The following is a 12633-nucleotide window of genomic DNA, read 5'->3' as shown; positions in this document are numbered from 1 at the left end:
GACGCAGGGAATTTGGGTGGTAACGCGTGAGTGATCTCTCGCCCCATATGGGGTGGGAGTTTTTTTGTTTGCGTTGCTATTGAATATGAAGGAGGACGAAGGAAAATGGCTGAGAAGAAAACATTCTATATCACGACACCGATTTATTATCCAAGCGATAAGCTGCATATCGGCCACGCTTACACGACGGTGGCTGGGGACGCTATAGCACGTTACAAGCGTCTGCGTGGCTATGATGTGCGTTATCTAACGGGCACAGATGAGCATGGGCAGAAGATTGAGAGGAAGGCTAAGGAGAGCGGCAAGACGCCGCAACAATTCGTCGACGATATCGTGGTAGGCATTAAGGACTTGTGGCGGAAGCTGGACATTTCCAACGATGATTACATTCGTACGACGGAACCGCGCCATAAAGCCGTTGTTGAGGAAATCTTCGAACGTCTGGTGAAAAAGGGCGATGTTTATAAGGGTGAATACGAAGGCTGGTACTGTACGCCGTGCGAATCGTTCTTTACGGAGCATCAGCTCGTAGACGGAAATTGCCCAGACTGTGGACGCCCGGTGGAGTTGGTCAAGGAGGAGAGCTATTTTCTCCGCTTGAGCCATTATGCGGACCGCCTGCTTCAATATTATGAGGAGAATCCCGCCTTCATTCAGCCGGAATCCCGGAAGAACGAGATGATTAACAACTTTATCAAGCCGGGGCTCGAGGATTTGGCCGTGTCCCGTACGACGTTTGATTGGGGTATCCGGGTCAAAGGCGATCCGAAGCATGTGATCTACGTGTGGATCGACGCCTTGTCCAACTATATTACGGCGCTGGGCTATGGTACGGACAATCCGGAGCTGTATGACCGCTATTGGCCGGCGGATGTCCACCTTGTCGGGAAGGAAATCGTCCGATTCCATACGATCATCTGGCCGATCATGCTTATGGCGCTGGAATTGCCGCTGCCGAAGAAGGTATTCGGGCATGGCTGGCTGTTGACCAAAGGCGGCAAAATGTCCAAGTCCAAGGGGAATGTTGTTGATCCGAATATGCTGATCGACCGCTATGGCTTGGATGCGACGCGCTATTATTTGCTCCGCGAGGTTCCGTTCGGCTCTGACGGCTCCTTTACCCCGGAGAGCTTCGTCCAGCGTGTCAACTCAGATCTGGCCAATGATCTCGGCAACCTGCTGAACCGTACGGTGGCGATGATTGGTAAATATTTTGACGGCGAGCTGCCGGCTTATCGTCCAAATGTAACGCCGTACGATGCCGAGCTGTCCGAGCTCGCGCAGCAAACGGTCCGCAAGGTGGAGGAAGTGATGGAGAATCTGGAGTTCTCTGTAGCTTTGACGACCATTAACGCATTCATCGGACGGACGAATAAATATATTGATGAGACGCAGCCTTGGGTGCTGGCCAAGGACGAAGCGAAGCGGGAGGAGCTTGCTTCAGTCATGGTTCACTTGGCAGAATCCTTGCGGATCGCTTCCATCTTGCTGCAGCCGTTCCTGACCCAGGCTCCGGCTAAAATCTGGGCACAGCTAGGCATTGAGCCAGGAGAGCTCACTTCCTGGGAGAGCGCGAAATCGTTCGGCTTGATTCCGGCCGGAACGAAGCTGGGCCAAGGGGAGCCGATTTTCCCTAGACTCGATACCGAGCAGGAAATCCTGTATATCGTCGATTCGATGTCAGCGGGAGCAGAGCCTGCAGCAGAGGAGCCTGCCAAAGCGCAGGAGGCTGAAGCTGCGAAGCAGGAGTCGAAACCGGAGATCGGCATTGACGATTTCGCCAAGGTAGAACTGCGCGTGGCCGAGGTTATCGCTTGTGAGCCGGTGCCAAAGGCGGATAAGCTGCTTAAGCTGCAGCTCGATCTCGGTTATGAGCAGCGCCAGGTTGTTTCCGGCATCGCGAAGTTCTATAAGCCGGAGGAACTCGTAGGCCGCAAAGTGATCTGCGTGACCAACCTTAAGCCGGTCAAACTCCGCGGCGAGCTGTCACAGGGTATGATTCTGGCAGCCTCGCAGGGGGATAAGCTGACGCTGGCCACCGTTCCCGAATCGATGCCGAACGGTGCGATCGTCAAGTAAGCAGATAGATTAGGGTAGATCAAAGAAATTGAAAGGCGAGTATGCGCCATGTATGGCGCATACTCGCCTATTTTCATTCATGAACTCTGTTTAATTTAGAATTTTAGAAACCACTTGTGCGCTTTCCGCTCGCGTCATCGGTGCTTTCGGAGCAAACTGGTTATTCCCGCGTCCCCGGATGAGATTCCAGGATTGCGCGGCTCCCACGGCGTCCCGCGCCCAAGCTTCAATTCGCTCGTTATCGCTAAAGGAGCTAGGGTTTGGCGTGGTTGTCTCTGCGCCGTGCAAATGCTTATACGCACGTATGATCATAACAGCCATTTCTTCCCGGGATATAACGGCATCCGGCGCAAATGTGCTTGAATTGCGCCCATGTACGATCCCAGCGCTGCTTGCCTTAGCTATCGCCTCGGCATACCAATCATCGGGACTCACGTCCGTGAACGTCAGGGTATCGGCAGTGGTTAGTCCTAACGCGCGTGTCAGCATCGCTGCGAATTCGGCTCGCGTTACGTTTCTTTGCGGATCGAAACGTGTAGCGTCGACCCCTGCGATGATGTGCTTTGCCGCCATTTTTTTAATAGCTTGAATCGCCCAGTGGTTCCCTCCTACATCGGCAAAGGTTTTGTTGTATTCGAGAACAGCATATTTCCCTAAATGATGCAGCCTCGCAGCTATGATGTCGTCCGTCAACCTTCCGCCTATATACTCAAGGGTTCCGTCTGCTGCAATAAAGTAAATGCCTAATAAATCGGGATCAGCATTCGGCTCGACTTGAAACGCAATTATTAATGGCTCGGCAAGGGCTGTTACTGGTACGGAAGTTCCGTCCGCGCCAACGGCCAGCATATTGAAGTCGTACATATCGCTTGCTGCTGTCAACTGAGCTGTACGGTTAGCGGCAGAGTTCCGAACAAGCCGGGCAGCTTCATCCTTCGGAACGAGCCGCATCGAGAAATGAATCTGCGCCTCTTCGGACGCAACTCCAGGTACAACGGCTTGGATGCTTTTCAGCGCTTCGGCAGGGAATTCGACGGTCATCTTCGGCCCTGCGAACCGGAGACGGTTATCTCCAAGAATTTCGGCAATATTTCCTGGAAAAATGACGGTATCTTGGTTCTCCGAAATATGAACGATCACCGTACCATCGACTGCGTCTCGTAAATCGTCTGCACCAAGGACCAGTGTTGTCAATGGAGTCTCGGGCTTCGTTGGATTCTTAGACACCGCTGGAACTGACGGCGCGTCCGATGACGGAGTCGTTGTCGTACCGCCGTGATCCTTGTAATAGACAATCACGGTTCTTGTTACTTCGTCAGCCGCATTGCCCGCAGCATCGCTTACATTGTAGTGGAACGTGTACGTTCCGGGTTTGGATGTGTTGAGCTTGGTTTCGCCGTATACGCTGCTGGTCACCGTGGCCACGATGCGACTCGTAATGTCGCCATCCCGGTCGTCGATCGCCGTCGCGCCCGCATCCGTGTAGCTGGCGCCAACGGCCAGGCGAACAACGGGCTCGCCTAATAAGGTAATGAACGGCTTCGTCACATCGGCTTCGGCATCTTCGGTTACGATGATCGTTCTTGTCACCTCGTCAGCCGCATTGCCTGCGTCATCGCTCACATTGTAATGGATAGTGTAAACGTTTGGAATCGATGTATCGATTGCCGTCAATCCGTATACGCTGCTGGTCACCGTAGTCATGATCCGATCTGTAATGTCGCCGTCCCGGTCGTCGATCGCCGTCGCGCCTGCATCTGTGTAGTCAGCACCGGTGGGCAATTGGACTACAGGATCGCCGAGCAGGGTAATAACTGGCTTCGTTACATCAGCTTCCGGAGTTCTGACCGGTGCAACGCCTACAAAGGACAGCATCGGCGATTGATTGCTTTGCGCCGCCAACAGCTTAAGAGTCAATGATCCGGCTTCTGCCAAGGAAAAGGTATACTCTTTTACTGCGTCAAATGAATTGTTGTCGAGCGTAATGGTGTCTACAAGCATGCTTTTGTTGTCATATTCAAGATAGACTTCTTCGGTACGGGAGTAATCGGGCCACCAACTGTACGTGCCAAGTGTTATCTTATGTTCGCCGGCAGGCAGATTGTCAAACGTATAAGTAAGGGCCGCTCCGATCTGATTGGCGGTATAGACGCCGGTCGTGCTTTGTTTACTGTACGGGCCGCTTACGATTCCTTTGTAAGACACGGACGGCGTGCCGCTGGCGCTGTAGCCGCTATGACCCCAACCTTTGGCGGAGTCGTAAATCCGGTCGGGCGCATCGTTGAGAAGCGGTTTGCCGGCAGCTTCCGCAAGGGCCGCGACAGCGCTGTATGCCGGCGAATCATGGCCGAGCGTATTGGAAGATGTATGCTCTGCTGTCAGTCCGATTGCGGTAGCGTTAAGATCCGCGAAATACAGAATGTCTTCAGGGACTACTTCTACGTAACAAACGGTGGTAAGGCTTCCGTAGGTACCGGTTACAGCTACCGTGTCATAGGCGGTGTCAAAGCTCGCGTTGTTCAGCTGCCAATTTACAGTTACGAGCGTTGTAGTCCCGTCTTCGCGCGTCGCCTCTACCATCTCGGGGAGATTGGGCGGACTTCCCGCATAGGCGGCAGCGTAATGAGGCGAGCTAAGCCCGCGTATATCACCCGTAAACAACTGGTTTTGGGCAAAAATCAGACGCGCCACGAGCTGTTCGGCTCCCTCGTGATCCAATCGGAAGGAAACGGGATTTGCCAAGGCATCCAATGCGGCGTTCCTAGCGGCTTCAAAGAGTTGCCAGTCATCGTCGCGGAATTCATCCAGCCTATTGATGTCTTGCGCCGCTGCTGCCGCATTCTGGAGATCGGCCGTATCGGGCGCCCCTTGGACTTCACCGGAAAAAACCGCTACAGCATCAACAACCAAGGTGCCGCTTAACACCTTGATTCGAACGGTATGCTCTTCGTATGCAAGTCCACGTAGCGTAAAGTTTTGGTACAATTCTCTAGAGGCCAGCGTACTGGCCGAAGGCATTACGATCTGCCCGTCCACCGTTACCTCCAGCTTCGCCGAACCGTCATTCGGACCCAGAATATCCAGTCCCGTACCTACAAACGTATAATCCAGCGCAGCATTAGCGCCTTGGCTGGTGGAAAGGGAGCGTTGGTAATGGAACATGCCCTGGCCGTTGTTATGCGCCCATGAACCGCTGTAAACGAGTTTGGGCTTGGGGACGGGAGTCAGGTCGTGCATTTCCAGATCGTCTAGCGCCTCGGAATAGTACGGCACGTATCCTTCAACCGTTTCTACCAGCAAATTATCAAAGCGAACGTGATAATATCCGCTGCCAAGATCCACCCGGCCGGACAACTTAGGATTCGGATCGGTGTAGGAGGCAAGTTCCACGCCGTCCAGGTAGGCTGTCACCTGGCTGCCCGCCACTTGAATGGCAATGTTATGCCAAGCATTATAAGCGTTGTCAAAGCCATCAATCTTCACGCCGCCGGAACCAGTCACGACATTCCCGTTTGCCACAGAACGGTTGTCGGCCTGCAGCTGCCAGCCGCCGTCGAACCAGAATTTCAGCACATATGGCGTACCATTGATGGTGTGGGAGCTGCCTCCGCCCTGATACCGGGCGCCAATTGCGGCGTAATTTGCGCCGCCTTGGGTATTGTTCGTTTCGAATGAAACGTCGACACTGGCCTTATAGTTGGTCCACCGATAGTCGCCGATGGCTGTGACGGGCTCACCGTTGTTCCACGTACCGCCAAGCCCCATAAGCCCCCGGTCTAACTGCTGGCGCAAAACATAATTACCGGTTTGCTCGTCCAAATACGCCTCGAAGGCACCGTTGCGGTCATGGGTGTAGCGGGGGATTGCTCCTTTTGGGCCGCCGCGAGATTCAATATAGCTTTGGGTGCCCGTAATTTGGCCGCTTGCTCCAATCACTGGAACCGTCTTGCTGGAATAGTCAAAATCGTCCGCGTAAAGAATACGGTCCCCGGTATTCCTAACCGATCCGGTCGCATCGGTGTCGAGCACGGTGCGCTCGCCCTCAACGGGGAGCGGTACAACCTTCCCGTTGTTTTCCAATGTCGTTACGGTCACGATCGAATAGGGTTTTACATGCACGGTGTAAATTCCGCCTCCATCGGCTGAAATCTTCCCGCGATACTGCATGTAACTGCTGTTGAAGGCTTCTCCCTCGCCAGCCGCGCGGGTATCCCATACTTCCAGGGAAGGAGTGCCCGTATACGCCATATTGACTGTCTGCAGCTTGTAGGTTCTCTCATACTCGCTATCATTTACAATAACGGTTGAAAAATCGCTTTTGTCGGGAGCCGCGAGCGTCATGTAGCTTGGGGTGCCGTTGCGTCCACTGACCGGATTTGTGCCTGTCGCGCCGGTGTAGCTGGCCTGCGGAACCGCTCTCCAAATTCCCTCGTCATTATTGCCGTTCTCCCAGCCGACCTTCGCGAACCAACTAAAATGCCGCAGGACGAGAAGGCCCGCGTCATAATGAATCCAGCCCGACCAAGGATCGCGCGCACTGACCAATTCTTTGAAGGAATATTGACCGCCTTCGTAGAAGGAGCCGATGGCTGGCTGATAAACAAAATGCGTCCGGCGAGAATTGACAAACCCCTTGATAATAGTGTTGCCCATTTCCAGCGCGCTGCCCGTTCCGCCTATGCCCGTGCCTGACGCTGCAGGATCCTTCATATTGTTGTTGGGACGGAAGGAAGAGTTGCTGAAGGTGGCTTGCGCCTCGCTGTTCCATACCTCAATATCGAATTGCTCCGCGAGCCGCTTGAAATTGCCCGCGCTGTCATCATCGGTGTTGTAGTGGTATGCGGCAACCGACACCGCGTCTCGCAGAGAGGCGTCGCTCACCATGCTGCCGCCGAAGGAGCCGATTCCGACTTCATCGGAAATGACAACCTCGATGCCGTGGTATAACGTTTTCTCTTCTTCGCTCGCAAAGCCTGTGTTATCCGTTCTGACCCGCCCGGCATATTGTTTCGTCCACGTCAAATCCGGCGCATGCTCGTTAATATGGGGGTTGACGTAATCGACCATATAGCCGTACTCGCGATAAGCGGCCAGGATGGTGTTTTTATACCAAGTATATATTTTGTCGTTGCTGTCAGCCCAGGCGGGAGCACTCCAGCGCAGGATGCTCACTTTGAGATTAGGGTTCACTGCCTTGGCGTCGGCTGCAAGCTGGAAGCCGGGATGCCGGGCAACGTTGGCGTCTTCATCGGCCGTACGCATCGTGGCCGGGTCTGGGCCGGTGGAGTTGTTGCGGTCGTTGCCCATCTCAATTTTTACATGCGTCATAATGGGGTTATCCCCGCCAAACAGAATCTGCAGCAATTCCGCGTAAGCCTCAGGATGCTCAGCCTTATAATCCATCAGCAGAGCACTGGTGCTGTTGGCGCTCAGTGCGCCAAATCCCTTGAACGTGAGGCCGTTGACATTGTCGGCTTTGATATCATTGCCGTCCAGCAACACCTTGACCGCAGAAGCTGCATTTTGCCGAGCGTCTTCGATCATTCCTTTGATCCCGCCCTCAGCAATGGCGAACCAGCTCAAGATCGGTTTTTCGCCAGACACATAAGTGTAGGTCAACGTCATGGGAACGCTGGTGTCAATGTCCCCGGGTATCGTAAATTCGCTGGAAATGGATTGGGTCGCATTGGTATTGAACTGATCAAGAACAATGGTCTGCGTACCGCCGCTGATATCCTGATACTCGATGCTGGGCCGCATCACCCGGGAGCGGCTGCCGTACCAATCGTGAAAGCCGCTGCTGAGCGTATAGGTTCCGGCTTCCAGGGCCTTTAGCTGATAAATGATATGATCGTTGGCAGCGCGCAGCCCGACAACCCATATCGACGAATCGGCAGCGGGGTCCGTATGTCCCCCGTCTTTGGAGTTCTTCACCTTGTGTATGGAATCGTCGAATCCCCAGTCGTTCGTTCCGTCAAACTTCTGATCCGGCAGCTGGTTGAGCAAATTTCCGCCGGACAACTCTTTGACCGCTTCATACAACGGCGAGGAACTAGGGGCGTTGCCAAGGGAATCGCCGCCGCGGCCGCTATCCACGAAATAAACCAAAGGATGGCTTGAGGGCGGAATAACCTCCACATTAGCCATGACCGCCTTGCTTCCCGCCGTACCAGTAACCTTCACGGTATCGTAAGGCACAGCAAAGGTATCCTCGCCGATATTCCAGGTTACAGGCGCGCTCGTGCCGTCTACTTCCATGTTGTCAGGCAAAGTCGTTCCTGCCGTTGTCTTCGCCCCCATATAGGCGGCCGCGTGAACGGTATTCACGCTATCGGCGAATACGTTAGATAGACTGAATGGGGGAAACAAACCAAACAACAGCATCGCGGTCATAGCTATGGAGCATATCCTGTTTCTAACGGAATGCTTACTGCTCATTCATACATCCTCCTTTTGATACAAACTACAGCCGTCGGTATTAATGGGACACAAGTATGAAATCGCTATCAAGAAATACTCTCGCCCGACGGCCGGATTCGACTTTCCAGGTGGATCGACCCGATTCATTTTCGGTTATTTCCTTGGATGCACGCCTCCTCTCAATATTGATAGCGCTTTATTTGAAAGCGCTTTTTTAAACTCATAAGCTGTTATACCATACACGTCAGTAGGGGAACATGCACTTTTCAATGCATATCCTGCAAGATTTTTATGTATCTATAGCGAAACATTATCCCCGCAAAGAAAATAACGAAAAATTCGACTCAGAACATGTAATTTTATTTGCTCCTGAATCAACCCATGACACCATGCGCTGTTTATTTTGCCTGGCATGCGCCCAGACTAAATGATGACAATACGGCAAAAGACAGATTTAGGCGGTTGACAATCGTTTTATGTTGACCCTATAATCCTTCTAGTAATAATTACGATTAAGGATGACTAGGAAGGAAGATCATAATGGCGTCATACATGAAAATATATAAAGGCTGGAAGTTGGTCCCGCTGCTGCTCGCAGTGGTTCTGATGCTGGCCGGCTGCGGAAGCGGCAATAGCGAAAACAAGGTCGTTGCGGGTAAAGTCAACGTTGTAACGAGCTTTTATCCTCTCTATGAATTTGCAAAAGAGATAGGCGGGGAGGAAGCGCATGTCATTAATTTACTGCCCGTAGGCGTCGAGCCGCATGATTGGACGCCGCGCAGCCAGGAAATCCTCAACACCTCCAAAGCACAGCTGTTCTTATACAACGGAGCAGGACTCGAAGGATGGCTGGATAGCTTCCTTAAAGGATTGGGGAGCGACTCCAAGGTGAAGACCGTCGAAGTAAGCCAGGGGATTGCCCTGATCGCAAGCGATGAAGAAGACGGACATCAGCATGGTATGGACAACGAAGATCATCATGAGGACGATGGACATGGGCATGCCGAGAATGATCATGATCATGACCACGGCCACATTGACCCGCATACGTGGGTAAGCCCGAAGTCGGCGCTGATCATGGCTGAAAATATCAAAAACAGCTTTATCGAGGTTGATCCTGTTCATCGTGAGCAGTATGAGGCCCGCTATGAACAGCTGCATGCCCGTCTGCAGCAGCTTGACGCGAAGTTTACGGAAGAGTTGGCGAAGATGAGCCGGAAGGAGATCGTCGTGTCCCATCAATCGTTCGGATACCTGTGCCGGGATTACGGGCTGACTCAGCATTCGATTATGGGCCTGACGCCGGAAGCAGAGCCGAAAGCCCAGGATTTGATCAATTTATCCAAACTGGTGAAGGAAGAGGGTATCCAGTATATCTTTTTCGAGGAGCTTGTGTCGGATAAGCTTGTGAAAACGCTGGCCTCGGAAGCAGGCGTGAAAACGTTAGTGCTTAACCCGGTTGAGGGGCTGACGAAGCAGCAGGAGCAGGCGGGAGAGAATTACTTTACATTGATGGAGAAAAATTTGCAAAATCTCGTTCTCGCTTTACAATAAGGATAGACATACCAGCGGAAGGACGGTCAAGATGAAACCGGATAATTTAGCAGCATCGGCTTTGGCCTGCCATGACAATATAATCGAGCTTGCCGATATCTCCTTTGCTTATAAGGACAAGAAAGTGATCTCGAACTTCAGTTTTACGGTAAAAGAACGCGACTTCGTCGGGGTCATCGGCTCCAATGGGGCAGGCAAGACGACCCTGCTGCGGATGATGGTCGGGCTGCTGTCGCCGACCGACGGGGAAATCCGGTTGTTCGGACAGCCGATTCGGCGTTTTCGCGATTGGGACAGGATCGGATATGTGCCCCAGAAAAATTCGTTCAACCCTCTATTTCCAGCGACTGTAAGGGAAGTCGTCATGTCGGGGCTGTATAACAATAAGAAGCTGTTTCGCCGCATCGGCAAGGCGGAGCAGGTAAAATGCGATGATGCGCTTGAGGTAATGCGCATCGGGGATATTGCCGATAAACGGATCGGGGAGCTATCGGGCGGTCAGCAGCAGCGCGTCTTTTTGGCTAGGGCCTTGATCAATAAACCGGATCTGCTTATTTTAGACGAGCCTACGGTCGGGATCGATGCGCAGACCCAAGAAGATTTCTTTGAACTGATTTTTCATATGCATGCGCATCATCATATGACGTTTCTCTTGGTCTCGCATGATGTGGAAATGATTGAGGATAATTTGGGCAATGAGCCGCTCGATCGTTGTGGAGCGATTAAGTTTTACGTGAAACACTCCCATGATCAGGATTGTTCGATCCCCGATCTTCAACATTCAATCAATTAAATTGGACTCAGCCTATGCTTTCGATGTAAGTTTTGCTTACGCAAAACTAAGCTTATGCTTACGAAGTAAGTTTTGCTCCGCAAAACTAAGCCTATGCTTTCGATGTAAGTTTTGCTTACGCAAAACTTTGAGGAGATGTGAAACTTGGAAATACTAACGGCAGAATTTTTTCAAAGAGCACTGATAGGCGGGCTGCTCATCGGCATCACAGCCCCCCTGATCGGTATTTTTTTAGTGCTGCGCCGCTTGTCGATGATCGGGGACACGCTCGCCCATGTGACGATCGCGGGCGTGGCGCTCGGATTTTTGATCCATGCCAATCCGATATGGGTAGGACTGGTCTTTGCAGTGCTGGCCTCCTTTGCGATCGAGAAGCTGCGTAAAGCCTACAAAGCCTACGCCGAGTTGTCAATTGCCATCATCATGTCCGGAGGCGTGGCGCTGGCATCGCTGTTCTTTACACTCGGGATAGGGTACAATACGGATGTATTGTTCGGCAGTATTTATACTTTAAGCAGGGAAGATTTATACATAGTGGGCGCAGTAACGCTTGTCGTCATCGCCGTTGTGGCCCTGTTCTTTAAGGAGTTCTTCCTCTTAACGTTCGAGGAGGACGCTGCTGCGGTCAGCGGGCTGCCCGTTAAGCTGTTCAACTTGCTGATAACTGTGCTGACGGCGCTTGTCATCAGTACCGCCATCAAAATCGTCGGCGCCCTGCTCGTATCGGCTTTAATAACCATTCCTGCAGCTTGCAGCTTGCTAATAGCACGCAGCTTCAAGTCTTCGGTGATTTTCTCCGTCATTATTGCGGAAGTGGCCGTCGTCATCGGGCTGATCATGGCGGGTGTATGGAATTTGGCACCAGGCGCCACGATTGTGCTGCTGCTCATCGCCATGCTGATCGTCACGCTCGCAGGCAAAAAAGGGCTGAGCGCTTAGAATTACAATACATTCATTTCATCATGAGGATGGGAGGCTCTAATGGCTGATATTAATGTATTGGTAGCATTCGGGGCAGGTGTTGCCTCCTTCATTTCACCGTGCTGTTTGCCGCTTTATCCGTCTTATCTGTCTTATATTACGGGGATGTCGGTGCAAACGCTAAAGACGGAGCAAAACAAGCGGGAAGTTCGTATGAAGACGATGACGCACACGCTTGCTTTTATCCTGGGATTCTCGGTTGTCTTCTATACACTTGGTTTCGGAGCTGGACTCTTTGGCGAATTTTTCGTTAGCTACCGGGACTTGATCCGCCAGATTTCTGCTATTTTAATCATACTTATGGGCTTGTTTTTGCTTGGCATATTCCAGCCGCAGTTTCTGCTGAAGGAACGGAAAATGGATATTAAAATGAAAAAGAGCGGATACGTGGCTTCTTTTATTTTTGGTATCGGATTTTCAGCCGGATGGTCTCCTTGTGTAGGGCCGATTTTGGCCGCAATTATTTCGCTTGCGGTTAGTGAACCGGGAACTTGGCTAAGCCTGATTACGGCATATACGCTGGGCTTTGCTCTGCCGTTCTTCGTTCTGGCCTTCTTTATCGGCAGCACGAAATGGATTACCCGATATTCTGCGGCGATCATGAAAGTTGGCGGTGCGCTGATGCTGTTGATGGGCGTGCTGTTGTTTACGAACCAAATGGCCAAAATTACGATTTGGCTGCAGCAGATCACGCCGGAATGGCTTAAATTCTAATTTTCGGCGCACTTGCCAACGGACAAGTACAACATGTATCATTAATTATAGTAGCATTTGGTAACGCGGGTCAGATTCTGCGACCAACTGAG

At 52.1% G+C, this 12633-nt stretch carries 6 protein-coding genes; 5 read left to right on the top strand and 1 reads right to left on the bottom strand.

Annotation, left to right across the window (positions count from 1 at the left end; all coding sequences use genetic code 11):
• The first annotated feature begins 78 nt into the window (after positions 1-78).
• The gene (metG, locus tag ACYUJT_RS12660; protein WP_460323305.1) at positions 79-2079 is read left to right on the top strand and encodes a methionine--tRNA ligase; all 2001 of its coding nucleotides are present in this window, start codon (positions 79-81) and stop codon (positions 2077-2079) included.
• Between the two features lie 90 nt (positions 2080-2169).
• Here the strand turns inward: metG and ACYUJT_RS12655 are convergent, their stop codons facing one another.
• On the bottom strand, positions 2170-8517 hold the full coding sequence (locus ACYUJT_RS12655) for an immunoglobulin-like domain-containing protein (protein WP_460322473.1): 6348 nt from the start codon (positions 8515-8517) through the stop codon (positions 2170-2172).
• 522 nt (positions 8518-9039) lie between these two features.
• Between ACYUJT_RS12655 and ACYUJT_RS12650 the strand changes: the two genes are divergently transcribed.
• The 4 genes from ACYUJT_RS12650 (at position 9040) to ACYUJT_RS12635 (ending at position 12541) form a co-directional block, all read left to right on the top strand.
• On the top strand, positions 9040-10053 hold the full coding sequence (locus tag ACYUJT_RS12650; protein ID WP_460322470.1) for a metal ABC transporter solute-binding protein, Zn/Mn family: 1014 nt from the start codon (positions 9040-9042) through the stop codon (positions 10051-10053).
• Positions 10054-10084: 31 nt separating this feature from the next.
• Positions 10085-10846 (top strand): metal ABC transporter ATP-binding protein, encoded by a 762-nt coding sequence (locus ACYUJT_RS12645; protein WP_460322468.1) that lies wholly within the window; start codon positions 10085-10087, stop codon positions 10844-10846.
• Positions 10847-10990: 144 nt separating this feature from the next.
• Positions 10991-11785, top strand: a complete 795-nt coding sequence (locus tag ACYUJT_RS12640) for a metal ABC transporter permease (protein WP_460322465.1) — start codon at positions 10991-10993, stop codon at positions 11783-11785.
• A gap of 42 nt (positions 11786-11827) precedes the next feature.
• A complete protein-coding gene (locus ACYUJT_RS12635) occupies positions 11828-12541 on the top strand; it encodes a cytochrome c biogenesis CcdA family protein (RefSeq protein WP_460322462.1) in 714 nt (237 codons plus the stop codon).
• Positions 12542-12633 lie beyond the last annotated feature (92 nt).

This window comes from Paenibacillus sp. YSY-4.3, from assembly GCF_054767475.1.
The sequence above is the reverse complement of the archived record's forward strand: the minus strand, read 5'-3'. Positions and strand labels throughout refer to the sequence as shown.